Origin of the sequence: Pantoea sp. GCM10028869 (assembly GCF_042666835.1) — a bacterium.
Taxonomy (GTDB): Bacteria; Pseudomonadota; Gammaproteobacteria; order Enterobacterales; family Enterobacteriaceae; genus Pantoea; species Pantoea leporis.
The window spans coordinates 93,472-117,987 of record NZ_JBHTGO010000006.1 but is presented as its reverse complement, the minus strand read 5'-3'; the positions used below and the strand labels follow the sequence as shown (position 1 = coordinate 117,987).

Below are 24,516 nucleotides of genomic sequence, written 5' to 3'. Positions count from 1 at the left end.
GGTTTTACAAGGTCACACCGCTTTTAAAGATGGCTAACTCGCGAAAATCATTAGTTTCGTTGCGCGCGGGTTGGCCATTGGCAATCGCCACAATCATGTCGACGAAGTCCTCCAGCATCTCCGCCATACTCATTCCTTCAAGCAAACGCCCGGCATTAAAATCGATCCAGTGCGGCTTCTTCTCGGCGAGCTGCGTATTGGTGGCGATCTTCACCGTCGGCACAAAACCGCCGTACGGCGTGCCGCGTCCGGTGGTAAACAGCACCATATGACAGCCAGCGCCCGCCAGCGCGCTGGTTGCAACCGCATCGTTGCCCGGCGCACTTAACAGATTCAGTCCCGGTGTATGCAGGCGCTCACCGTACTTCAGCACATCCACCACCTGACTTTGTCCGGCCTTCTGCGTACAGCCGAGCGACTTCTCCTCCAGCGTGGTGATGCCGCCCGCTTTGTTGCCGGGTGATGGATTCTCATAAATCGGCTGCTGGTGATCGATAAAGTAGCGCTTGAAGTCATTTATCATCGCCACGGTTTTTTCAAAGGTGGCTTCATCGCGGCAGCGACTCATCAAAATGCGCTCTGCGCCAAACATCTCCGGCACTTCGGTCAGCACCGTGGTACCGCCGTTGGCAATCATCTGGTCAGAGAAACAGCCCAGCATAGGATTGGCGGTGATGCCGGAAAAACCATCCGAACCGCCGCACTCCAGGCCAAACTTCAGCTCGCTGAGTTTGCCCGGCTGGCGTTGATCCGCGCGCATGGCACCATAGAGTTCGTGCAGACGTTCCAGCCCCGCTTCCACTTCATCATCCTGCTTCTGGCACTCCATGAACTGCACGCGATCGCTATCGAAGCCACCAAGCGTTTCACGAAACACATCAACCTGATTGTTCTCGCAGCCAAGCCCAATCACCAGCACCGCGCCGGCATTGGGATGGCGCACCATGTTCTGCAACATGGTGCGGGTGTTCTCGTGATCCTGCCCGAGCTGCGAACAGCCAAACGGATGGCTGAACAGATGCACGCCATCAATGCCTTCGGCGTCATTGGTCTCTTTCATAAAGCGCGTCAGGATTTGCCGCGCGATGCCGTTGACGCAGCCCACGGTGGGCAGGATCCATAACTCATTACGGATGCCCACTTCCCCGCTGGCGCGACGATAGATCTGCACGTCGCGATCGCCAGCTTGCGGCGGCAGATCGAGAAAATCGGGTTGATAGTCGTACTCATCCACGTCGCTTAGGTTGGTGCGCGCATTGCTGGAGTGAATGATTTCGCCGGCCGCAATCGGTTGAGTGGCGTGCGCGATCGGCAAACCGTATTTGATCACCAGCGCGTCGGTGGCTAAAGGCTGCAGCGCAAACTTATGGCCGCGTCCAACCTCCTGCTGCAAGATGATCGCCTGTTGATTGATTTCGACCTGGGTATTGGCTGGCAAATCGCGCAACGCCACAGCAACGTTGTCGCGTGAATGGATTCTAATGGCATCTTGCATAGCGTTATCTCAGTTGTGTCAACGCCGTCCGCATCCCGTGGACGATGATGTTTTGCAGGTGTTGGCTGACCGCAGCCACTAATCCGGGCTGCTGAGTGAGATCTTCGCCCCAGTGATTGGCGTCGCTGAGTACCGCGCGCACCAACTGTTCTGGAGTCTGTTTATCGTTATTTACTGCTGACCACAGTTCAGCGAAACGCTGCAGCCACTGTTCGTCGTCCTGCAGCGGCCAGTGACGTTTGCCCTCTGCACCACGATAAAAGGCCAGCAGCGCGGCAAAGGCGAAGGTCAGCCGCACAGGCCATTGCCCGTTTTGCTGCTGCGACAACAACAATTGCGGCAGCAAACGGGTGCGGAATTTGGTCATGCCGTTAAGGGCGATGGAGAGCAACGCATGGCGGATAAAGGGATTGCGGAAGCGACGCTGCACCGCGTCGGCAAAGGCGTGCAGCTCGTCGCGCGGCAGATCCAGCGTGGGGATCACCTCATCGCGCAGCAGCGCATCGACAAAGCCAGCCATCTGCGCATCATCCATCGCCTCTCCCACGCTCTCCAGCCCGGCCTGAAATGCCACCGGCACCAGCGCGGTGTGCGCGCCGTTAAGGATCGCCACCTTTTGCGCTTTGTACGGTGTGATGTCCTCCACCAGCTTCACTTCCGGTGCCAGCGCGTGCAGCTGCAGCTCCTGCGCCAGTGCATTTGGTCCCTGAATCACAAACTGGTAATAGACTTCGCCCGCCACCAGATAGCGATCTTCGTAGCCTAATGACGCTTCGATCGCCGCGCTATCCGCCGGATAACCGGTGACAATGCGATCCACCAGCGTGTTATAGAACGCGCAGTGATCCTGCACCCAGCGGGCAAATGCCGGCGGCAGCTGCCAATGCTGGCTGTAGCGCAGCACCAGCTCGCGCAGCGTGTCGCCGTTGTAATCGATCAGTTCACAGGGCACCACCAGCCAACCTTTATCGCTGGCACCGGCAAAATGGTTGAAGCGCGCCCACAGCAGCTGCGTCAGCTTGCCGGGGAAGGATGAGGCGGGCGTGTCGTCCAGCCGATCCTGCTCCGCAAAGGCAATGCCGGCTTCTGTGGTATTGGAGAAGACAAAGCGCATTTGCGGTGCGCGTGCCAGCGCGAGAAACGCATCAAACTGCTGATACGGCTGGATTTCACGATTCACGCTGCGGATCAGGCGGGCTTCACTCACCTGCTCACCCGCCGCATTGAGTCCGCGAATCAGCGTGGTGTATAAGCTATCTTGCTGATTCAACGTCTCTTCCACCACACGGTTGCGCGGCCGCACCACCACCACGCCCGCATCGGTATTGTGATGCTGATTAAGCCAGTCGAGCTGCCAGTCGATAAAGGCGCGCAGGAAGTTGCCTTCACCAAACTGGATAACGCGCTCGCTGTAGTGCGCGCCAGGAAAATCGTGACGGTTGAGTCGCTGCATTATCAGGCTCCCAGCTCAATACCGAAGTAATCGCGCGCATTGTTGAAACTGATGTTCTGTACCATCTGCCCTAACAACGCCTCGTCTTCAGGCGCTTCGCCCCGCGCCACCCAATTGCCGATCATCTGGCACAGCAAACGACGGAAATATTCATGACGCGTGTAAGAGAGGAAGCTGCGGCTGTCGGTTAGCATGCCGACGAAGCGGCTCAGCAGGCCGATTTGCGCCAGCTGCGTCATCTGCCGCTGCATGCCATCCAGCTGATCGTTAAACCACCACGCCGAACCAAACTGCATCTTGCCGGGTTCGCCTTCACCCTGGAAATTGCCTGCCATGGTCGCCAGCACTTCGTTGTCGCGCGGGTTGAGGCAGTAAAGAATGGTTTTGGGCAGCGCGTTATTGCGGTTTTGCGCATCCAGCAGACGCGCCAGCGGAATCGCCAACGGCGCATCGTTAATCGAATCGAAGCCTACATCCGGCCCGAGAATATCGAACTGGCGGCGATTAGCGTTGCGCAGCGCGCCAATGTGATACTGCTGCGCCCAGCCGCGACGCGCATATTCGCTGCCGAGCCACACCAGCACGGCAGTTTTAAACTGGGCCGTCTCTTCAGCGGAAGGCGCTGCACCTTGCAGTCGGCGCGCCAGAATGCCATCCAGCGTGGCGTCATCCGCTTCCGCAAACACCACCACATCCAGCGCGTGATCGGAAATTTTGCAGCCATGCGCGGCGAAGTGATCGAGTCGCTGGCTTAAGGCGCGGCGCAGATCGTCAAAGCGCTGCACGTTAACATCCGCGACCTGCGCTAAGCGCTGAATCCACGGTAGGAAACTCTCCAGCTCAATGTTAAAGGCTTTGTCTGGACGCCAGCTCGGCAGCACTTTGACGTCAAAGCTGCTGTCCTGCGCCAGCTTGCGGTGATGCTGTAAGTCGTCGAGCGGATCGTCGGTGGTGCCGACCATTTTCACCTTCATCTGCTGCATGATGCCGCGCGCGCTGAAGGCGTCCTGCGCCAGTAGTTCATTGCACTGCTGCCAGATGCGATCTGCGCTCTGCTCATTCAGCAGCACATCGGTGATGCCAAAAGGGCGGCGCAATTCGAGGTGCGTCCAGTGATAGAGCGGATTGCCGATGGTATGCGGCACGGTACGCGCCCAGGCGTTAAATTTCTCACGATCGCTGGCATCGCCGGTGCATAACGCTTCCGGCACGCCGTTAGCGCGCATTGCACGCCATTTGTAGTGATCGCCTTTCAGCCAGATGTCATAGAGGTTGGTGAAGCGGTAATTATCGGCAATCTGCTGCGGCGGTAAGTGACAGTGATAGTCGAAAATCGGCTGGTCTTTAGCGTAGTCGTGGTACAGACGACGGGCGAACTCGGTGTCGAGTAGAAAATCCTCACTCATAAAACGCGACATACCTGCTTCCTCATTTTGTAGCCAGATGGCTTTTAACTAAAAGTTATCATACCAATTTAAACGGGCGGCAAAATTGTTTGCGATCCGACTCACAATAATGACAGTTTCACTGTGGGTATATGGACGATTATGTTGCGGATAATGCGTTAAATGGCTGTTTTAACGATCTTTAGCCCTAACACACACTGGCCGCAAGGTTTATGTGATGGCATTCAACTTTTAAAGCGGTATAACAAGTTAACCTCTCGCTCCGTTGCTAACGGGATTAATGGCACAGGCAAGGAACTGCGGGAGTGAACAGCACTGTTCACGTCTTCCCGCTCCAGATAACTACAACGGTAAAACCGCAACGACAGACTGGACGAGGTTAATAATGCGTAAGATCAAAGGGCTACGCTGGTACATGATTGGGCTGGTGACGCTGGGCACCGTGCTCGGTTACCTGACGCGCAATACCATTGCCGTCGCTGCGCCCACGCTGGAAACGCAGTTGGGTATCACCACGCAACAATATTCTTATATCGTCGCCGCCTATTCGGCGTGCTACACCATCATGCAGCCGGTAGCCGGTTATGTGCTGGACATGCTCGGCACCAAAATTGGTTATGCGGTGTTTGCCGTGCTGTGGGCAATCTTCTGTGCGGCAACCGCGATGGCGGGCAGTTGGGGCGGCTTTGCACTAGCACGCGGCGCGGTGGGTGCCGCCGAAGCAGCAATGATTCCCGCAGGCCTGAAAGCCAGTAGCGAATGGTTCCCTGCCAAAGAGCGTTCGGTGGCGGTGGGCTATTTCAACGTGGGCTCGTCAATTGGCGCAATGCTGGCGCCGCCGCTGGTGGTGTGGGCGATCATGGCACACAGCTGGCAAATGGCGTTCATTATTACTGGCGTGCTGAGCATGGTGTGGGCCCTCTGCTGGCTGGTGTTTTATAAGCATCCTAAACAACAAACCAAGCTGAGCGATGAGGAGCGTCACTACATCATTGCCGGCCAGGAGTTGCAGCATCAAACCGGTAATAATAAGAAGATGTCGGCACGCCAGATCCTGCGCAATCGCCAGTTCTGGGGCATTGCGCTGCCGCGTTTCCTCGCCGAACCCGCGTGGGGAACGTTTAACGCGTGGATTCCGTTATTTATGTTTAAGGTGTACGGCTTCAATTTGAAAGAGATCGCCATGTTTGCCTGGATGCCGATGTTGTTCGCCGATCTCGGCTGCATCGTCGGTGGCTACTTGCCGCCGCTGTTTCAACGCTGGTTTGGCGTCAATCTCATCGTCTCACGCAAACTGGTGGTGACCATGGGCGCGGTGTTAATGATTGCGCCAGGCACCATCGGGTTGTTCACCAGCCCGTATGTGGCGATTGGGTTGTTATGCGTCGGTGGTTTTGCCCATCAGGCGCTTTCAGGCGCGCTGATCACGCTCTCTTCGGATGTATTTGGCCGTAACGAAGTGGCTACCGCCAACGGCTTAACCGGCATGGCGGCCTGGACGGCGAGCACCCTGTTTGCGTTGGTGGTCGGTGCGCTAGCCGATACGCTGGGCTTCAGCCCGCTGTTTGCGGCGCTGGCGGTGTTTGATCTGTTAGGCGCGGTGGTTATCTGGACGGTGCTGAAAAACCAGCCGGTTTCTGAACTCGACGATCAGCCTGCGGTGCAGTCCGCTGCAGTGCGCACCTAACCTTTCCGGGCTGGCATCGGCCAGCCCATTTCCTCTGTGCGGCTGAAGTGGTATAACAACTCAACTTTCTCCCACAGCGGACCGCGCAATGGACCTGACCGAATCACGACGCCTCTATCAACAACTCGCCAGCGAACTCAAACGCCGCATTGAAGCTGCCGACTACCGGGTCGGCGACAAACTGCCTGCCGAGCGTCTGATTGCGGAAGAGATGCAGGTGAGCCGTACCGTGGTGCGTGAAGCGATCATCATGCTCGAAGTGGAAGGTTACGTGGAGGTGCGGAAAGGTTCCGGCATTCACGTCATCAGCAGCCAGCAGCAGAACCGCGTGGTAACGTCCAGCCAGCTGGAGTTCGCTAATTTTGGCCCCTTCGAGTTATTGCAGGCGCGCCAGCTAATTGAAAGCAACGTGGCTGAGTTTGCCGCCACGCAGGTGACACGCCAGGATATCGTGGCACTGATGGCAATTCAGGAGAAAGCACGTCAGGAAGATCATTCGCGCGATTCGGCGTGGGATATGGAGTTTCACGTGCGCATTGCGCAATCGACGCAGAACAGCGCCTTAGCAGCGATTGTCGAGAAGATGTGGCTGCACCGTCTGCACAATCCTTACTGGTTAAAGCTGCACGAACATATTGATGCCAAAAATATCACCAGCTGGTGTGACGATCACGACCAGATCCTCAAAGCCCTGATCCGCAAAGATCCCGCCGCCAGTAAGCTGGCAATGTGGCAGCATCTGGAAAATACTAAGCAGATGCTGTTTAACGCCACCACCGACGATTTCGAATTTAACGTTGATCGTTACATGTTTGCTGAAAATCCGGTCATCCTGCCTGAAGGTAGCGAAAACCCACGCTGATCCTGCTTATTTTTCAGGCGTTTTGTTGCTGAAAAAGTCAGTTAGTCTGCAATAGTGTCAGCTCATGTAAAGCTCCTTTTGACCACCTGCGTCTAAAGGTAAAACTCCTGTGCGGCAGGCACTTTCCCCTGTCTGGATAACGTTATTTTTGTTACAGTTATCGCCCTTTTATTACCCTTTGCGACAGGGCTTTAAAAAGTCGCTGATTTAACAATCAATTCTGGAAGGATCCGGAAACTCCTGCTCAGGCTGCTTATCTAAAATGTATAACCAACGCCAGTCTGCGCCTAAGCCCCTCACGGGCACGTTTAACAATGATGTTCAGGAATGATTGATGGATATTTTGCAAGCATTGCTGCATGCCTTATGGCAGCAGGATTACGAAATGCTCTCCGACCCGACGTTGGTTTGGGCCATTTATGGCGTGTTATTCATGATTCTGTTTCTGGAAAATGGATTGCTGCCCGCCGCCTTTCTGCCGGGCGATAGTTTACTGATTTTGGTCGGCGTTTTGATTGCCAAAGGCACCATGGGTTTCCCGCTGACGCTGCTGATTCTGACCACCGGCGCCAGCCTTGGCTGCTGGGTGAGCTACATTCAGGGTCGCTGGCTCGGTAATACGCCTACCGTGCAAAAATGGCTTTCACACTTGCCCGCGCAATATCATCAACGCGCCCATCGGCTGTTCCATCGCCATGGCTTGTCTGCACTGCTGGTGGGTCGCTTTATTGCCTTCGTCCGCACCTTGCTCCCTACCATCGCCGGGCTTTCTGGCCTGAGTAATGCGCGCTTCCAGTTCTTCAACTGGGTAAGTGGCTTCCTGTGGGTGCTGATCCTTACCGTGCTGGGTTTCGCTCTGGGTAAAACGCCGATTTTTCGTCGTTACGAAGATGAGCTGATGTTGTGCCTGATGCTGCTGCCGCTGGTGCTGCTGGTGATTGGCCTGATCGGTTCTTTAGTGGTGATTTGGCGTAAACGTCAGTCAGCGCGTAGCGGGAATTCACAGTCATGATCACATTCCGTGGATTCCCAAGGCGTTTCCTGCCTTGGGCGCTGGGTGGCGCGTTGGTGCTGCTGGCGATCTGTTTCGTTCCGACCTTGATGCAGCATGAAACCGTGGTGCAGATCCGCGTCGCCAACAGCGGCACCAATCTGCCCGATGGTTTTTATCTTTATCAGCAACTTTCTGCGCAGGGCGTGCGTATCAAAAGTATTACGCCCTCCGGCGATGCGCTGGTGATTCATTTTGAGAATGAAGAACAGAGCCTGGCGGCGCAAAAAGTGTTGAAGCGCCTGTTGCCACAAGGCTTTGTCGTCGCCGCTGGCCCGCAGGCTTCGCAGCAATATCCTGACGCCAGTCGCCCAATTTTTAGCTAAATTTCACCGCCTGACGTTAAGCCAGGCGGTGAGCTAATCCTCGCTATCCCCGCGTCTTCTTTGAATTTTTTCGTCTGCTGTCTATCCTTAGAGATAGCGTAAGCCTAAGACATGCTGGGAAGCTTCTCCTGTCTGCTCTCGGGCAGGTCATCAACAATGGAAGGTCACAACCTGATGAAACATCAATTACTGCTAGGTGCTATTCTTTTTTCACTCTCGGGTTCGCTGCTGGCGGCTGAATCGCTCTGCCAACAAAAAGAGCAGGATATTCAACGCGAGATCGATATGGCGAAACAGCACGACAACCAGCGCCGCGTTACCGGGCTGGAGCGCGCGTTAACCGAAGTCCGCGCAGGCTGCACCGATGAGAAGCTGAAATCTGCACATAGCGAACGCATCGCTGAGCAGAAGCACAAAATCGCCGAACGTGAGCGTGAGCTGAAAGAAGAGCGTCAGGATGGCGACAAGGACAAAATTGAGAAGCGCGAACGTAAGCTGCTCGATGCGCAGCACGAACTGAAAAAGCTTGAAGCTGAACCCTATTAATCGGACTTAACTCAATGCTGTAAAAGGAGATTTCCATGGCTAAAGAAACAACATCTGAACATCTGCGCGCTGAATTGAAAAATCTGGCTGATACCCTGGAAGAAGTGCTGAGCAGCTCAGCAGATAAATCCAAAGGTGAGCTGGATAAACTGCGTCATAAAGCGCGCGGCGCTATTGAAAGCTCCCGTGAACGTCTCGGCGATTCCGGCGAACGTATTGCACAAACCACGCGTGAAGCAGCGGAAAAAGCGGACGAATACGTGCGCGACAATCCGTGGCACGGCGTGGGTATCGGTGCAGCGGTAGGTATTCTCATCGGCATTTTAATCTCACGGCGTTAATGATGAGTGATAGTCAGCAAAGCCACGGCCCCGGCAAAGGGGTCTTTAACATCGGTCAACGGGTAGTTACCACGCTGGTCAGCATGGTCGAGACGCGCGTTAGACTGGCAATTGTGGAACTGGAAGAGGAAAAGGCCAACCTGATTCAGATGCTGATGATGGTGGGCCTTACTATGCTGTTTACCGCTTTCGGTCTCATGAGCCTGATGGTGTTGATCATCTGGGCGGTGGACGCACAATATCGCCTGATGGCGATTGCCATCACTACGGCGGTGCTATTTGCTCTGGCGCTCATCTTCGGTTTGTGGACGTTATACAAATCACGTCAGTCAACGTTGTTGCGCCATACGCGTAAAGAGCTGGATACCGATCGCAAACTGCTGGAGGAGCATCGCTCATGAGCCGCCGCGAACGTGAAGCACGCATTCACGAACTGCTCAATCAGGTGCAGCAGCAGCGGCTTGACCTCAGCGCCGACAGCCGCGACTGGCTGACCAGCACCGCGCAGTACGATCGCGGCTGGTTAACCATCATTGGCATGCGTCGTTATCTGGCGATTGGCAGCAGTGCATTGGCCATTTGGTCGATTCGCAGCCCCAATCGTCTGCTGCGCTGGGCCAAGCGCGGTTTCGGCGTCTGGAGCACCTGGCGCATGATCAAATCGACTTTAAATACCCGCTAGCTTCTCTCTTTAAAACCGGATCGAATTGATTCGGTTTTACTCTCCTCAAATTTACTGAACAACATTGACAGTTTATCTCGCTTACAACTCTTTCAACCTGCGATTATCATCTCCCTCCATCAGCCCAGTGAACTGAAACAACCGGTTCAAGGGGATTCAAAACCCGCAGGCCAACAACCTGCAACAAAAACCTTGTTGGAGTAGATGATGAAAAAATTCGAAGACTCAGGCCTGCTGGTAGCACGCGTATTAATGACCATTCTGTTTATCACCGCAGGCTGGGGCAAAATCACCGGTTACGCCGGTACCGCACAATACATGCAGGCAATGGGCGTCCCAGGCTTCCTGCTGCCGCTGGTTATTCTGCTGGAGTTCGGTGGCGGCCTGGCGATTCTGTTCGGTTTCCTGACGCGCTTTACCGCCCTGTTCACCGCTGGCTTTACTCTGCTGACCGCGTTCCTGTTCCACAGCAACTTCGCGGAAGGTGTTAACCAGCTGATGTTCATGAAAAACCTCTCCATCGCCGGTGGCTTCCTGGTGTTGGGTCTGGTAGGTCCAGGCGCTTACAGCATTGACCGACTGATTCGTCAGCGCGTTCAGCCAGCGACCGCACGCTAAGCAGCACAAGCGTTAGAGAACACATATACTGAATTGCAGGGGCGGGGATTTTCCTCGCCCCTTTTTATTATGGAGGGCTTATGGGACAGCTGATTGACGGTGTCTGGCATGATACCTGGTACGATACGAAGTCAACTGGTGGCCGCTTCAAGCGCACAGAAGCCGTCTGGCGTAACTGGGTTACCGCCGATGGCAGCGCCGGTCCAACCGGCAAAGCGGGCTTCGCCGCTGAGCGTGATCGCTATCATCTTTACGTCTCGCTTGCCTGCCCGTGGGCGCATCGCACGCTATTAATGCTTAAACTCAAGGGATTGGAGGAGATGATTTCGGTTTCGGTGGTGCATCCGCTGATGCTGGAGAACGGCTGGACCTTTGACGCCAGTTTCCCTGATGCCACCGGCGATGCGTTGTATCAAAAAGAGTTTCTCTATCAGATCTATCTGCACGCCGATGCGCACTATTCCGGCCGTGTGACCGTGCCAGTGCTGTGGGATAAAACCCAGCAAACCATCGTCAGTAATGAATCCGCCGACATCATGCGCATGCTCAACAGCGCTTTTGATGCGCAAGGTGCCCGCGCGGGTGACTATTATCCGGCGGAGCTGCGCGACAAAATTGATGAAGTGAACAGCTGGGTTTACGACACGGTCAACAATGGCGTGTATAAAAGCGGTTTTGCCACTTCGCAGGCGGCGTACGATGAATCGGTAACGGCGCTGTTCCATTCGTTAGCGCGTCTCGAACAGATTCTTGGCCAACACCGCTATCTCACTGGCAACCAACTCACCGAAGCCGATTTGCGCTTGTGGACCACACTGGTGCGCTTCGATCCGGTCTACGTCACCCACTTTAAGTGCGATCGTCACCGCATCAGTGATTACCGTAATCTGAGCGGCTTCCTGCGCGACATCTATCAGATGCCAGGCATCGCTGACACGGTTAATTTGCCGCACATTCGCCATCACTACTACTGCAGCCACAAAACCATCAACCCAAGCGGCGTGATCTCGCTGGGTCCAGCCTTTGACTGGGATGAGCCACACGGCCGGGGTTGATGTTCTTACCCTCTCCCAACGTGGAGAGGGTACTTTAGGCAAACTTAATCAGCACCATACCGATCAACAACAATCCCACACCCAGCCAGCCAACCCGACTCAGACGCTGGCCAAACAGAATCCAGCCTGCCGCCACGGTGGCGACCAATCCCAGCCCGCCCCATAACGCGTAGGCGACCGTCAAATCAATGCCTTTCACCGCCTGCGCCAGCGCACTGAACGCCGCCAGCACCGCCACCAGCGATAACACGCCAAACAGTGGACGGCGGAAACCGTTGGAGTATTTCAGGAAGATATTGGCGACGATCTCCAGGCCAATGGCCAGCGCCAGCCATGCGATATGCAGCCAGTTAAACGTTGCCATGGCGCAGCTCCTTGCGGCTCAGCGTGCCGGATTTGATCAGGACGATGCCGAGGATCAGCGTCAGCAGGCCGGCTACTTTGATGGCGGATAAGGCTTCATCGAACAACAGCACGCTAAACAGCGTAATAAACAGAATGCCAATGCCTTCCCACATGGCATACGCCACGCCAAGGGCAATACGTTTAATGGCGAAGGATAAACAGATATAAGAAAGTGCGATCATCATCAGCATAAAAATATAACCGGCGTTGCCACCGTTTACGCTGGCCCATTTCATTGAGACGGTGCCAATAATTTCCGCGGCGATCGCCAGCGCTAATAAAATCCAATACAGCATGATTTCTCTCCTGAACGAGAAATAAACGCCACCCACGCGAAAATAGGCGTGTTAGCAAAGTTAAATTAAAAAGTCAGAATAGGAGAGAACGGAACTAAAGCGCGAAGCGCCAGTGCTGATCGCAGATTGAGCAGTTTGATTCAGAGAGAGAGGAGGAGAGTGAAGCCTTATTTGACGCAAACATTTTGTCCATAAAATTACAACTTATCCACGTTGTTGCTTCTCGTCAGTGTGGATTAAATTTGTCCTCAGTAGTTAAACACGCGCTTATTCTGGCATAGCGGCAGTAATGTTTTTAGGGATTTTCATTTCTTTACGTGGAGGCGTTTAATTAATGTTATTGGACTGATGCCCTCACCCTAGCCCTCTCCCACAGGAGAGGGAATAAGCCGCTGCGGTTTGAAAGATCGCTCGATCGGTCCCTTCTCCCGCCTGCGGGAGAAGGTTAGGATGAGGGACAGCGCGCACCCAGCCCCAGAAAACACAAAACCCGCCGAAGCGGGTTTTGTGTTTAAAAAAGTCGAAACTGACCGATAAGCCGGGTTCTGTCGTGGACAGTCATTCATCTAGGCCAGCAATCGCTCACTGGCTCAAGCAGCCTACCCGGGTTCAGTACGGGCCGTACCTTGTGAACCCCTATTTGGCCTTGCTCCGGGTGGAGTTTACCGTGCCACGAACTGTTGCCAGCCGCGCGGTGCGCTCTTACCGCACCCTTTCACCCTTACCTGATCCCATTACTGGGCCATCGGCGGTTTGCTCTCTGTTGCACTGGTCGTAGGCTTGCGCCCCCCAGGCGTTACCTGGCACCCTGCCCTATGGAGCCCGGACTTTCCTCCCCTTTGCCCGTCTCCCCCCGAAAGAGGACGACGACAAAGCGGCGACTGTCTGGTCAGCTTCGGCGCGGGATAATAGGCGATCTGCCAGCGTTTGTCACGCCTCTTGCTGCTCCAGCGCGTACTTATAAAGCGCGTTCTTCTTCACACCATGAATTTCCGCCGTCAGCGCAGCGGCTTTCTTCAATGGCAGCTCTTTTTGCAGCAGCGCCAGCGTGCGCAACGCCTCCGCTGGCAGCGCTTCTTCATCCGCTTTATGGCCTTCAACAATCAGCACCATCTCGCCTTTACGACGATTTTCATCTTCCTGCACCCACGCCAGCAACTCGCCGACCGGTGCGCCCTGAATAGATTCCCACGTTTTGGTGATCTCACGCGCCAGCACCACGTAGCGCTCGCCGCCCCACACGCTGACCATATCCTGCAGGCTATCGATCAGGCGATGGGTCGATTCGTAGAAAATCAGCGTACGCGGCTCTTCACCCAGCGCGCGCAGCACATCGCAACGTCCTTTGCTTTTGGCCGGTAGAAACCCTTCGTAACAGAAACGATCGGACGGTAACCCCGCCGCGCTTAATGCTGTAATCGCCGCACAAGCACCTGGCAACGGCACCACGCGCACACCAGCTTCACGGCAGCGACGCACCAAATGGTAGCCGGGATCGTTGATTAACGGCGTGCCGGCATCGGAGACCAGCGCGATGCTCTGGCCCTCTTGCAGCTTAGCTAACAGCACCTCAGCTTTCTGCTGTTCGTTGTGGTCGTGAAGTGCGAAGAGTCGCGCATTGATGGCGAAATGTTGTAGCAACAGCCCGGTATGACGTGTATCTTCCGCTGCGACTAGATCGACGCTTGAGAGCACCGTCAACGCTCGTTGAGTGATATCACCCAGGTTACCGATCGGGGTAGGAACGATATAGAGCGTGCTGGCAGAAATCTCTGCCCGATCGAGTTGTTTCATTGTTTCATCCGAATTGCCGATTTAATATTGAGCATCTTGAAAAAAACATCACTGGATACAGTATGCTTCCTTCAAAAGTCGTACGTCATAAAGCAGGACGCTTAGTACCTGTTCTTCTCGCTGGGCTGATTTTAGCCGCCTGTAGTGGTCAGGGACCGCAACAAACCTCTAACGTCAATATTCAGGGTCCTGCGACTGGCCGGTCTGACTATTATCTGCAGCAGGTGCAGCAAAGCAGCGATGATAGCAAGACCGACTGGCAATTACTTGCCATCCGTGCCCTGTTGAAGGAAGGAAAGTATCCGCAGGCGGCGAATCAGCTCAATCAATTGCCGCAGCAGTTAAGCGAAGTGCAACAGCAAGAACTGCTGCTGCTGCGCGCGCAGATGCAGATTGGGCAGCAGGATTACACCGGTGCGCAACAGCTGCTGGGCCAGGTGAAAAGCGGCGGCTTGTCGCAGGACCAGCAGGTGCGTTACTACGCGCTGCAAATCGCGGCGGCACAGAATCGCCCTTCACTCTCGCTGCTGCGTGCCTATATAGCGCAGGAGCCGCTGCTGAAAGGTGCCGATCACCAAAGCAATATCGATGCAACCTGGCAAGCGCTGACGCAGATGACCCAGGATCAGATCAACAGCCTGGTGATCAATGCTGATGAAAATACCCTGCAGGGCTGGCTCGATCTGCTGAATACCTGGCGCGCAAACAGCCAGGACCCACAAATGTTGAAAGCGGCGATTCAGGACTGGCAGACGCGTTATCCGCAGAACCCAGGCGCGAAGACACTGCCAACCCAGCTCAGCCAGGTGCAGAACTTCACCAAAGCGTCGACCAATACCATCGCGCTGCTGCTGCCGCTTAACGGCCAGGCGCAGGTGTTTGCCAATGCGATTCAGAAAGGCTTCACCGATGCGCGCAATGGCGTGCTCAATGCACCGGCACCGCAAGCCGCTCCTGAGGCTAATACAGCCGATGCCAGCGCACAGCCGCCAGCGGATGCCAATAGCGTGGTCAGCCCCGCCGTTGCAGGTAACACACCGCCGCAAACCGATCAGTCACAGCCAGCCGCACAACCCGCCGCCGCACAGGGCAACAGCAATGCGCAGGTGAAAGTGTATGACACCAGTAGCCAGCCGATTGCGCAGGTGATGCAGCAGGCGCAGCAAGATGGCGCCACGCTGGTGGTCGGCCCGCTTCTAAAAAATGACGTTGAAACCGTCGCCAATAGCAACACGCCGCTTAACGTGTTGGCCCTGAACGAGCCAGAACAGATCCAGAACCATCCGAATATTTGTTACTTTGCGCTTTCTCCTGAAGACGAAGCACGCGATGCCGCGCACCATATCTACGAGCAAGGCAAACGCCAGCCATTATTGCTGGTGCCGCGCAGCAGTTATGGCGACCGTATCAGCAAAGCGTTCGCGCAAGAGTGGCAAACGCTGGGTGGCTCAACCGTGCTGCAGCAGCGTTTTGGCGGCGTCGGCGAACTCAAGCAAGGCATCAACAGCGGTGCGGGTATCGCGTTAAGCGGCACGCCGCTCAACGTTGAGCCTGCACAATCGCAGAGCGTGGCGATTGCTGGCCTGACGATTCCTGCACCGCAAACCAGCGCACCGGCGCCAACGGCCGATGCCAGCAGCGGTAGCGTGGATGCGGTGTACATCGTCGCCAGCCAGGATGAGCTGCAGCTGATCAAGCCGATGATTGCGATGCGCACCAGCAGCCGCAACAACACCGCGCTGTACGCCAGCTCACGCAGTGCGCAGGCGGGTGCAGGCCCGGACTTCCGTCTGGAGATGGATGGCCTGCAGTTCAGCGATATTCCGCTGCTGTCCGGTAGCAATCCGGGCTTAATGCAGCAGGCGGCGAAGTCGTTCAACAACGATTATTCGCTGGTTCGCCTCTACGCTATGGGCATTGATGCCTGGACGCTGGCGAATAACTTTAACCAGATGCGTCAGGTGCCTGGCTTTGCCATTGATGGCAACACCGGCAAGCTGAACGCCGACACGGATTGCGTGATCAACAGGAAGTTGGCATGGAACCAGTATCGTCAGGGACAGATCGTTCCGGTGCAGTAAACCGCCAGCGCATTGGCGCTAAGCAGGAACAACTGGCGCGTCGCTATCTGGAGCGCGCCGGGCTGCAGTGGTTTGCCAGCAATGTACGCTGTCGCAGCGGGGAAATTGACCTGATTATGCGCGACGCCGATTGCTGGGTATTTGTTGAAGTGCGCTATCGACGCGATGCGCGCTACGGCGGTGCCGCCGCCAGCGTAACGCGCCAGAAACAACAAAAGCTGCTGCGTGCCGCCGCGCTCTGGTTGCTGGCGCGTGGCGGCAGTTTTGATACGGTGAATTGCCGTTTTGACATCATTGCCATTACCGGGCGTGAGCTGGAGTGGCTGCCCGATGCCTTTAATGCCGATGGATAGAACCAGGTGGTCTTGTGCAGGACAGAATTAAAGCGTGTTTTACCGAAAGTATTCAGACCCAAATCGCCGCAGCCGAAGCGCTGCCCGATGCGATTTCCCGCGCCGCGATGACGCTGGTGCAGTCGCTGCTGAACGGTAACAAAATCCTTAGCTGCGGTAACGGTGCGTCGTCGGCGAATGCTCAGCATTTTGCCGCCAGCATGATTAACCGTTTCGAGACAGAGCGCCCTAGCCTGCCTGCGCTGGCGCTGAGCGCTGATAATGTGATGCTGACGGCGATTGGTAACGATCGTCTGCACGATGAAATCTACGCCAAGCAGGTTCGAGCGCTTGGTCAGGCTGGTGATGTGCTGCTGGCCATTTCTACCCGTGGCAACACCCGCGATATCGTCAAAGCGGTTGAAGCTGCGGTTACCCGCGATATGACCATCGTTGCGTTAACCGGCCACGACGGCGGTGAGCTGGCGGGCCTGCTCGGTCCGCATGATGTGGAAATTCGCATTCCATCACATCGCAGTGCGCGCATTCAGGAAATGCATATGCTGACGCTGAACTGCCTGTGCGATTTGATTGATAACACTTTATTCCCACACCAGGAATGACTGAAGGAGCTCAAATGAAAGCATTGAACGCTGTCGCCATTCTCTTAACCGCCATGTTGCTGCAAGGTTGTGTTGCCGTGGTTGCCGGCGGCGCTGCCGTCGCCACCAAAACCGCCACTGATCCGCGCACCGTGGGCACGCAGGTCGATGACGGTACGCTGGAGCTGCGCGTCTCGAACGCACTGGCAAAAGATGAACAGATCAAAAACCAGGCGCGCGTGGTTGTCACCGCTTATCAGGGCAAAGTACTGCTAACCGGCCAGTCGCCAACCCCGGATCTGGCAAGCCGTGCCAAACAGATCGCCATGGGCGTTGATGGGGCCACCGAGGTGTATAACGAAATCCGTAATGGACAGAAAGTCAGCCTCGGCACCTCGTCATCGGATACCTGGATCACCACCAAAATCCGCTCGCAGTTGCTGGGCAGCGATCAGGTGAAATCCTCCAACGTCAAAGTGACCACCGAAAACGGTGAAGTGTTCCTGTTGGGACTGGTTACTGCAGAAGAAGCGAAGGCGGCGGCCGATGTTGCCAGCCGGGTGAGCGGCGTGAAGCACGTGACTACGGCCTTCACCATTCTCAAATAAGCGTTACAGCAAAGCATCAGGGCGACTTCGGTCGCCCTTTTTTGTGCGTGAGGGTTAGGCGGGAAGGTCAATCACCAGCGCGCGCAGCGGCGTTCTGGCCTGCAGGCTAATCTGGTTCTCATCGCTGAGAAACGCGCCGTCGCCGCAGCCTAGCGGCTGCTGGTTGGCGCTGCTGGCCTGCACATCCAGCGAACCATGGATCGATTGCAGGTAAGCGCGCGGTCCGTGCAATTTCACCGTGTACTGCTCGCCCGGCGCTAGCGTCACCTGATGCACCCAAACCTGCTGGCGCAGCTGCAGGCTGCCCTGCGCGCCATCGGGCGAGGCGATCAGTACGCTGGTTTGTTGCGGCAGGTCGAGCTTCTGCAACAGCGGGTTTTCACGTTCCGGACAGGCCGCCAGCCACAGTTGCATGCGGGTTAACGGGCGATCTTTGCTGATGTTAATTTCACTGTAATTCACGCCCTGACGCGCAGAAAGCAGCATCGCCTCGCCTTCACGCGCCACCAGATGATTGCCTTCGCTGTCGCGATACTCGGCTTCACCCTGCAACACCAGATTCAGCACATCGACCTGCGGATAACTGCGCGGCTGGAATGCGGCGCCCGGGGCCAGAATTTCCTGGTTGAGTACGCGCAGCGACGCATAGCCCATTAATTTTGGATCGAAATAGTGGCCAAATGAGAAGCTGTAGCGCGCCTGCAACCAACCGAAATCGGCCTGGCCACATGCGGACGCGCAGCGGGTTGTCATCATGATAATCCTCCGACGCGCTGCGGTGAGAACCGACCGCAGGCTTGATGGGATTATGGTAAAAGTCTGGACGCCGGATTGTAAGCCAGTTAATCTGCCTGGCATGTTCAAATTTACTGACAGAGAATCGGCATGGCAAAAGACCGCGCGTTAACCCTTGAAGCTTTACGTGTGATGGATGCTATTGACCGTCGTGGCAGCTTTGCCGCTGCGGCCGATGAACTGGGTCGCGTCCCTTCCGCGCTGAGTTACACCATGCAGAAGCTGGAAGAGGAGCTGGATGTGGTGCTGTTTGACCGTTCCGGCCACCGCACCAAGTTCACCAACGTGGGCCGCATGCTGCTGGAACGGGGCCGCGTGCTGCTGGAAGCCGCCGACAAGCTCACCACCGATGCCGAAGCCCTGGCGCGCGGTTGGGAAACGCATCTCACCATTGTTGCCGAGGCGCTGGTGCCTTCCGAGCGTTTATTCCCGCTGGTTGAGAAGCTGTCAGAAAAAGCCAATACGCAAATTTCTCTCATCACGGAAGTATTAGCCGGTGCCTGGGAAAGGCTGGAACAGGGCCGCGCCGATATCGTGATTGCCCCGGATATGCACTTCCGCGCCTCAACCGAAATCAACACCCGCAAGCTGTACAGCACGATGAGCGTCTACGTTGCCAGCCCGGATCATCCAATTCATCAGGAAGCTGAGCCGCTGTCAGAAGTGACGCGCGTGAAGTATCGCGGTATCGCGGTGGCGGACACCGCGCGCGAGCGCCCGGTGTTGACGGTGCAGTTGCTGGATAAGCAGCAGCGTCTGACGGTAAGCAGCATGGATGATAAACGCCGCGCGCTGCTGGCCGGTTTGGGTGTGGCGACCATGCCGTATCCGATGGTGGAGCAGGATATCGCCGAAGGTCGTTTACGCGTGGTGAGCGCCGAGTATACGCGCGAAGTGGACATTATTATGGCGTGGCGCCGCGACAGCATGGGCGAAGCCAAAGCCTGGTGTTTGCGTGAGATTCCGAGGTTGCTGGCGAAGCGCGGGTAGATTGTGCGGGGTTTCCCCCTCCTCGGTCCTCCCCCATAAATGGGGGAGGAAGATGCTGCCACATGTTAGTGATGAAGCTGCATCTCCTTCCCCCGCTTGCGGGGGAAGGCCGGGATGGGGGACAGCACGCACAACCCTTACAGCCGACTCAAACAATCGATCGCCACCGCTTTAAAACTGACAAAATCCGCGCAATCACGCAGCCGCGTCATCGCCCTTTCGCGCAGGAAGGTGACGAACAGATCGTAAATCGCCATCGCCTCTTCGTATTCACTCTTGCTGATCGCCAGCAGGAAAATCACCGACGCCGTCTCCTCGCCCCAGCTCACGCCATGCGGCGCCAGCACCGTGTAGACCACGGTTTTCTGCGCCAGCAAGCCGAGTGAATGCGGCAGCGCGATGCCTTCGCCGAGCAGGGTGCTGACAATCGCTTCGCGCTCCTCAACCGACGGATAGAAATCCGCATCGACAAAACCTTCGCTCTCCAGCTGATCGCACAGCAGGCGGAACAACTCTGACTGCGCCATCGGCTTATCCAGCACCATAAAGTGCTGCGCGTCGAAGTACTTCTCCAGCATGTACGGGCGCGTGCGATCCACTAGCACCAGCTTGCCGAGCTGCTCCAGCTGGAACTCGGTTGGGAATGGCGACATCACCGCAATCGGCTTATTCTTCTCGCTGAGTCGCGCGGTGGAGATCACGAAGTCTTCATCGATATGCTCGCGCAGTTCATAGTCGCGCTGTGACAGCCGCGCCGTCACCACCAATTGCGGGTATTTGCGCAGCAGCAGCGCCTCAATCATGCGCAGCGTGGAGTTGCCGCTGTCGCACACCAGCAGCACCTGTGGATGGCGCTGATAGCCGACGTCGTAATGCCTCTCCAGCCCAACACCAATGTGCAGCACCAGGAAACCGATCTCGTTCTCACTGATAGTGTAAGGGGTGTATTTACCCCAATTGGTCACCGCCGCCAGCGTCACATCGTAGGCCATTGGATAGTGCTGTTTGATGTTGCTCAGCAGCGGATTGGGGATGTGGATTTGGTAGCGCACCCGCGTGATCATGGTTTTGATATGGGTGAGCAGATCGGCGCGCAGCTGCTCATCATGCTGCAGCCGATAGTTGTAATGGGTGTTGATGTAATTTAGCAGGTAATCGACCAGCGCATCGGCGTCGTCAGCGTTAATGGTGCTCGGTGCCAGCGCCTGAATCTGGCGTGCGGCGATGTTGACCCGCAGCCAGTTCTCTTCCGCCTGTGAAATCGGTTTGCCGACCAGCGGACGCATCAGGTTAATCAGATCGTGCGCCGCCTCGCGCACTTCCTCGCCCACATCTTCCGCACCCGGATCGTTGAGTGGGAAACCTTCGCTGATGCGCCGCACCGCCACCGCGCAGTAGATTTGCAGATAGCGATCGCCCTCATCGCTGAGGCGAATGGCGTGCTGGGCGAAGCACTGTTGCAGCAAAGGTTGGAGCTGCGCCAGAATGCCGCTGTGCAGCGCTTCCACCGTCAGCAGCGGGCTGTCCGGCGTCTCCTGATCGATCTGCCACAGCAGGTCGGTTAAGCAGGTGCGGATCGCCGCCTCGCTGCCAAACAGCTTCATGCCATAATGCGGTTTGGTTTCGATATTGAGGTGATAGCGGCCCAGCCATTCGCGCACTTCTGCCATATCGCTTTGCAGCGTGGCGCGGCTGACAAACCACTCTTCGGACAGATCTTCCAGCTTGATCGAATACGCCGCAGTCAGAAAGCGCGTCAGCAGATAGCGCACGCGCTCCTGCGAGGTACGCGGCACGCGCAGTGGCGTCGCGCTCTCTTGCTGTAAGCGGCCAAAGCGCGCCGCATCGTCAATTTTGAGTTGATATCCCGCGCCGCGCGCCAGCACAAACTGCGCGCCATGCTGTTCCAGCAGCGCATTCAGCGCGGTGATATCGGTGCGCACCGTGCGCGTTGAAACGGAAAAGCGACGTGCCAGCTCATCCTGCGGCAGCGTTTCATTTTGCAGCGCAGCGAAAAGCTGAGTCAGACGCTGGTTGGGAAATCTCACGGAGCCTCACCTGTTACTCATTTGTTACAGCAGTTTCTTGCACGTTGCCAGAAGCTGACGCACATCGTCAATGCGCGTGTCGCCGCTTGCGCTATCGATAATCGAACTGTAAACGTGCGGGATCACTTTGCTGACGCCCGCATCGAGCGCAATACGCACAATCTCTTCGAAGTTATTGAGATCGATACCGCCGGTGGGTTCCAGCCAGAAGTCGTGACGCGCGCAGGCTTCCGCCACCGCACGATACTCATTTACCGCTTTCAGGCCGCCCATCGGGAAGTATTTCACCGAGCTACCACCCATGTCCTGCAACATGGCAATGGCGCTGTCGATCGGTACAATCGCGTCGGCGCTCTTCGAGCTGCGCGGTCCGGTGGAGATTTTTACCATGCCCGGCGTGCCGGTCGGTGAAATCAAACCATTCACCACAGTTTGGTTCTGGCCGAGCAGCGCACGGCTGGTCGCCACGCCGGTGAAGACCTGATTGACGTGCTGCGGTTGCAGCACCGCCGAGATCTCACTCACCATCGCCGACTGGTTTGGATCGCCCGCGCCCAACCCCACGGATAACGCATTGTCGATCAGCGCCGCATACTCGCGCATATCGGCAATCGCCGCTTCATTGCTGGCGTAGTTTTTTGACAGCACGCCCACCAGCACATGGCCTTCAGCCGCCTGCCAGATCGCTTTGGCGTTCTGCTTCGAACCGGCCAGCACGTTAAGGCACAGGCGATCCTGATAGAAATTCGGGTTCAGACTCATGCGCGTTTTCCTCCGCTGATCAACGCCTGAATAGCGCTAAAGATGATGTGCAGCTGATCGGCGCTGACGCTGCGCACATCGGCTTCGATAATGCCTTCGTTGGCTTTGTAGCCACGGAAATAGATGGCGATGTCGCCAGTTTTCAACGCCTGCACCAGTTCGCCAGTCGGCCAGCCGGTGACCGCTTCATCAAACTTGATCTCGGCACGCGCAATATCGCGTCCGGCGGCATCCCACACCACGCGGGCGGTGACGCCGTTCAGCGTGTTGAGGTTGTCGATAAACGGCGTCATGTTGGCCACCATCTCGGCACCGGTGGTTTTTGGCTGCACCAGATAGTTTTCAATCGCCTGCGTCAGGCCGAGAATGCCCTCTTTGCCGACTTTCATCGCGCGGCCAATGCCGTTGCTCTGGCGCTTCACCCACTCAACGTATTGCGTACGACCAATCACTAAGCCGCTGGTCGGCCCTTCAATCGCCTTGGCGCCGCTGTAAATCACCAGATCCGCGCCCATTTGGTAGTAGCACTGCAAATCTTCTTCCGCTGCCGCATCAACGATCAGTGGAATGCCGTGCTTGCGCGCCACTACCGCTGCCTGCTCCACGCTAAGATGGCTTTTCTGCACGCAGTGGTGCGATTTGATGTACATCAGCGCCGCCGTGGTCGGCGTGATTGCCGCCGCCAACTGCTCTGGCGAACATTCATTGCTGTAACCGGCTTCGATCAAACGCCCGCCGCCCAGCGCCACCATTGTGCCAACCGGCGCGCCGAAGTTCACGTTGTGCCCTTTTGGCACCACGATATCGTGCGGCACGCTGAGCGGTGCGGCGTGCAGGTTCTCCAGCAGCCAGTCGTTATCTTTAACAATCACCGCCGCCACGCTCTGCGCAATGCCCGCTGAGGCGCACGACACCACCACCGCGCTCTCCACGTCCAGCAGTTTGGCGATGTAAGCGCCGGTCTTGTTGACCAGATCTTTCATCTCGAAGTAGTGATTCAGACCGTAGCTGACGGTATCCACCACATCCGCAGACGGCGTGGATACGCCGAGAATGGTCATGCGTCCCGAGGCGTTGATGACCTGTTTCAGGTCATATTTTTCATAGATCGAAGACATGATTCGCTTTCCCTTCATCAGTCAGATGCCAGTGACCGGCGATAACCACGGCCAGCGGCAGAATATGTTGTTCACCTAATACCCGTTCGCCTTCAGCATCAACGAACGGGCAGGCTTCCTCTTTGACGGTAAAAATGGTCAGGTCGGCGTCATAACCGGCGGTCAAGCGCCCTTTGCCCGCCAGACGCAAGCCAGCAGCGGCATTAACGGTGACGCACTCGACGATTTGCGGCAGGGTCATGCCAATGCTAAAGAATTTCGACATCACGTGCGCCAGGCTATGCACCGGGCCGTTGATGCGGTTACGACAGTAAATGTCGGAGCTGATGGTGTCGGGCAGAATGCCCTGCGCAATCGCCTGACGCGCCACCTCAAAACTGAAGCTGGCGCCGCCGTGGCCGATATCCAGCTTCACGCCGCGCGCGATGGCATTTTTCACCGCTGCTTTCAGTTCGCCCTGCGGTGACAAGATACGGTTCGGCTTGCCGTTAAAGCAGTGGGTAATGATGTCGCCGGAGGTCAGCAGATCGGCGATCTCTTCCAGCACTGGCGGATTGTTGCCAATGTGCACCATCAGCGGCAAGTTTCCGGCTGCCTGCTGAATCGCCTTGGCCCGCACCAGCGGCTGAATGCCGTTCTCGCCCACCACGCTGCTGCTCATGCGCGCTTTCAGGCCAACGATAAAGTCGGGACGGCGTTTCACCGCCTGCACCACCGCATCGCCATCAATCTGCGCCATATCGGCCAGCTCGTTTTGCGTCACAATGCCGGTGCGTGAAATGTTGATTAGCGCGCGTACTTCGGTGGTAGCCGAACGCGTGAGCTGATAAAAGTCGTCGATGTCATCAGCGCCGGTGCTGCCGGCATCCACCACCGTGGTGACGCCTTGCGCCATACCAATGGTGTCGGCATCGTCGTGATAAATCGGGGATTGGGGATAACAGTGCACATGGCTATCAATCCAGCCAGCGCTGACATAGTAACGTCCGGCGAGATCGCGCTCCTGCTGTGCCGGACCACTCACCTCGCCGACGGCGGCAATTTTGCCGTGCTGGATGGCAATATCCACCAGCTGTTCGTCGCACAGACGTGCGCGGCGCAGAATCAGATCAAACATGCTTACTCCTCACGTACAAACGCTCATTTCGTAGCGGCGCGATTTA

At 56.5% G+C, this 24,516-nt stretch carries 26 protein-coding genes and 1 other RNA gene; 15 read left to right on the top strand and 12 right to left on the bottom strand.

Annotation, left to right across the window (positions count from 1 at the left end; translation table 11 throughout):
- Positions 1–4: 4 nt before the first annotated feature.
- The 3 genes from ACFQW4_RS16770 to uxaC are packed head-to-tail and all read right to left on the bottom strand — an operon-like array spanning position 5 to position 4,366.
- Positions 5–1,495 (bottom strand): UxaA family hydrolase, encoded by a 1,491-nt coding sequence (locus ACFQW4_RS16770; protein ID WP_377726288.1) that lies wholly within the window; start codon positions 1,493–1,495, stop codon positions 5–7.
- A gap of 4 nt (positions 1,496–1,499) precedes the next feature.
- Complete coding sequence (locus ACFQW4_RS16765) at positions 1,500–2,948, bottom strand: tagaturonate reductase (protein WP_377726286.1); 1,449 nt, start codon at positions 2,946–2,948, stop codon at positions 1,500–1,502.
- Positions 2,949–2,950: 2 nt separating this feature from the next.
- Positions 2,951–4,366, bottom strand: coding sequence for a glucuronate isomerase (uxaC, locus tag ACFQW4_RS16760; protein ID WP_110867398.1), 1,416 nt, complete (start codon positions 4,364–4,366; stop codon positions 2,951–2,953).
- Positions 4,367–4,739: 373 nt separating this feature from the next.
- On the opposite strand from uxaC, the gene ACFQW4_RS16755 reads away from it, so the two are divergent.
- From ACFQW4_RS16755 to ACFQW4_RS16710, 10 genes are all read left to right on the top strand, one after another.
- Entirely contained in the window at positions 4,740–6,041 is a 1,302-nt protein-coding gene (locus tag ACFQW4_RS16755) for an MFS transporter (RefSeq protein WP_101762910.1), read from the top strand.
- A gap of 88 nt (positions 6,042–6,129) precedes the next feature.
- On the top strand, positions 6,130–6,903 hold the full coding sequence (gene exuR, locus ACFQW4_RS16750; RefSeq protein ID WP_008103503.1) for a transcriptional regulator ExuR: 774 nt from the start codon (positions 6,130–6,132) through the stop codon (positions 6,901–6,903).
- Positions 6,904–7,237: 334 nt separating this feature from the next.
- A complete protein-coding gene (locus ACFQW4_RS16745) occupies positions 7,238–7,915 on the top strand; it encodes a DedA family protein (RefSeq protein WP_137386579.1) in 678 nt (225 codons plus the stop codon).
- Entirely contained in the window at positions 7,912–8,280 is a 369-nt protein-coding gene (mzrA, locus tag ACFQW4_RS16740; RefSeq protein ID WP_377726284.1) for an EnvZ/OmpR regulon moderator MzrA, read from the top strand. Before ACFQW4_RS16745 ends, mzrA begins: the two co-directional genes overlap by 4 nt.
- 174 nt (positions 8,281–8,454) lie before the next feature.
- Positions 8,455–8,826, top strand: coding sequence for a DUF1090 domain-containing protein (locus tag ACFQW4_RS16735; protein ID WP_146001298.1), 372 nt, complete (start codon positions 8,455–8,457; stop codon positions 8,824–8,826).
- 35 nt (positions 8,827–8,861) lie between these two features.
- Positions 8,862–9,167: a YqjD family protein gene (locus ACFQW4_RS16730; RefSeq protein ID WP_007890363.1), complete on the top strand. Its 306-nt coding sequence runs from the start codon at positions 8,862–8,864 to the stop codon at positions 9,165–9,167.
- 2 nt (positions 9,168–9,169) lie between these two features.
- Positions 9,170–9,568 (top strand): phage holin family protein, encoded by a 399-nt coding sequence (locus ACFQW4_RS16725; RefSeq protein ID WP_192236531.1) that lies wholly within the window; start codon positions 9,170–9,172, stop codon positions 9,566–9,568.
- Positions 9,565–9,849 (top strand): YqjK-like family protein, encoded by a 285-nt coding sequence (locus ACFQW4_RS16720; protein WP_008103516.1) that lies wholly within the window; start codon positions 9,565–9,567, stop codon positions 9,847–9,849. Before ACFQW4_RS16725 ends, ACFQW4_RS16720 begins: the two co-directional genes overlap by 4 nt.
- A 207-nt stretch (positions 9,850–10,056) precedes the next feature.
- A complete protein-coding gene (locus tag ACFQW4_RS16715; RefSeq protein ID WP_008103518.1) occupies positions 10,057–10,467 on the top strand; it encodes a DoxX family protein in 411 nt (136 codons plus the stop codon).
- An 80-nt stretch (positions 10,468–10,547) separates the two neighbouring features.
- Positions 10,548–11,522, top strand: coding sequence for a glutathione S-transferase family protein (locus tag ACFQW4_RS16710; protein ID WP_137386581.1), 975 nt, complete (start codon positions 10,548–10,550; stop codon positions 11,520–11,522).
- A gap of 34 nt (positions 11,523–11,556) precedes the next feature.
- Here ACFQW4_RS16710 and mdtI read toward each other — a convergent pair whose 3' ends face one another.
- The 4 genes from mdtI to rsmI form a co-directional block, all read right to left on the bottom strand.
- Positions 11,557–11,886, bottom strand: coding sequence for a multidrug/spermidine efflux SMR transporter subunit MdtI (gene mdtI / locus ACFQW4_RS16705; protein ID WP_222185357.1), 330 nt, complete (start codon positions 11,884–11,886; stop codon positions 11,557–11,559).
- Complete coding sequence (mdtJ, locus tag ACFQW4_RS16700) at positions 11,873–12,223, bottom strand: multidrug/spermidine efflux SMR transporter subunit MdtJ (protein WP_377726281.1); 351 nt, start codon at positions 12,221–12,223, stop codon at positions 11,873–11,875. The genes mdtI and mdtJ overlap by 14 nt, the downstream gene beginning before the upstream one ends.
- 518 nt (positions 12,224–12,741) lie before the next feature.
- Positions 12,742–13,120: RNase P RNA component class A (gene rnpB / locus ACFQW4_RS16695), an RNA gene on the bottom strand.
- Between the two features lie 33 nt (positions 13,121–13,153).
- Positions 13,154–14,017 (bottom strand): 16S rRNA (cytidine(1402)-2'-O)-methyltransferase, encoded by an 864-nt coding sequence (rsmI, locus tag ACFQW4_RS16690; RefSeq protein WP_101762901.1) that lies wholly within the window; start codon positions 14,015–14,017, stop codon positions 13,154–13,156.
- 62 nt (positions 14,018–14,079) lie between these two features.
- Between rsmI and ACFQW4_RS16685 the strand changes: the two genes are divergently transcribed.
- Genes ACFQW4_RS16685 through dolP form a run of 4 tightly spaced genes read left to right on the top strand, consistent with a single transcriptional unit; the run spans position 14,080 to position 17,640 of the window.
- Positions 14,080–16,098 carry a penicillin-binding protein activator gene (locus ACFQW4_RS16685; protein WP_377726279.1) on the top strand — a complete coding sequence of 673 codons (2,019 nt, stop codon included), beginning with the start codon at positions 14,080–14,082 and terminating at the stop codon, positions 16,096–16,098.
- Positions 16,056–16,451, top strand: coding sequence for a YraN family protein (locus tag ACFQW4_RS16680; RefSeq protein WP_377726277.1), 396 nt, complete (start codon positions 16,056–16,058; stop codon positions 16,449–16,451). The genes ACFQW4_RS16685 and ACFQW4_RS16680 overlap by 43 nt, the downstream gene beginning before the upstream one ends.
- Positions 16,452–16,465: 14 nt before the next feature.
- The gene (gene diaA / locus ACFQW4_RS16675) at positions 16,466–17,053 is read left to right on the top strand and encodes a DnaA initiator-associating protein DiaA (RefSeq protein ID WP_007890352.1); all 588 of its coding nucleotides are present in this window, start codon (positions 16,466–16,468) and stop codon (positions 17,051–17,053) included.
- A gap of 14 nt (positions 17,054–17,067) precedes the next feature.
- Positions 17,068–17,640 carry a division/outer membrane stress-associated lipid-binding lipoprotein gene (dolP, locus tag ACFQW4_RS16670; RefSeq protein ID WP_101762899.1) on the top strand — a complete coding sequence of 191 codons (573 nt, stop codon included), beginning with the start codon at positions 17,068–17,070 and terminating at the stop codon, positions 17,638–17,640.
- Positions 17,641–17,694: 54 nt separating this feature from the next.
- Here dolP and ACFQW4_RS16665 read toward each other — a convergent pair whose 3' ends face one another.
- Complete coding sequence (locus ACFQW4_RS16665; protein WP_110867406.1) at positions 17,695–18,396, bottom strand: pirin family protein; 702 nt, start codon at positions 18,394–18,396, stop codon at positions 17,695–17,697.
- A gap of 129 nt (positions 18,397–18,525) precedes the next feature.
- Between ACFQW4_RS16665 and ACFQW4_RS16660 the strand changes: the two genes are divergently transcribed.
- Positions 18,526–19,425 (top strand): LysR family transcriptional regulator, encoded by a 900-nt coding sequence (locus ACFQW4_RS16660; RefSeq protein WP_101762897.1) that lies wholly within the window; start codon positions 18,526–18,528, stop codon positions 19,423–19,425.
- Positions 19,426–19,562: 137 nt separating this feature from the next.
- On the opposite strand, the gene ACFQW4_RS16655 is transcribed toward ACFQW4_RS16660, so the two are convergent.
- The 4 genes from ACFQW4_RS16655 to ACFQW4_RS16640 are packed head-to-tail and all read right to left on the bottom strand — an operon-like array spanning position 19,563 to position 24,470.
- Positions 19,563–21,473, bottom strand: a complete 1,911-nt coding sequence (locus tag ACFQW4_RS16655; RefSeq protein WP_377726274.1) for a BglG family transcription antiterminator — start codon at positions 21,471–21,473, stop codon at positions 19,563–19,565.
- Positions 21,474–21,497: 24 nt separating this feature from the next.
- Complete coding sequence (locus tag ACFQW4_RS16650; protein ID WP_377726272.1) at positions 21,498–22,235, bottom strand: KDGP aldolase family protein; 738 nt, start codon at positions 22,233–22,235, stop codon at positions 21,498–21,500.
- Positions 22,232–23,353: a DgaE family pyridoxal phosphate-dependent ammonia lyase gene (locus tag ACFQW4_RS16645; protein ID WP_101762894.1), complete on the bottom strand. Its 1,122-nt coding sequence runs from the start codon at positions 23,351–23,353 to the stop codon at positions 22,232–22,234. Before ACFQW4_RS16645 ends, ACFQW4_RS16650 begins: the two co-directional genes overlap by 4 nt.
- Complete coding sequence (locus tag ACFQW4_RS16640) at positions 23,337–24,470, bottom strand: amidohydrolase/deacetylase family metallohydrolase (RefSeq protein WP_137386586.1); 1,134 nt, start codon at positions 24,468–24,470, stop codon at positions 23,337–23,339. Before ACFQW4_RS16640 ends, ACFQW4_RS16645 begins: the two co-directional genes overlap by 17 nt.
- Positions 24,471–24,516: the final 46 nt, after the last annotated feature.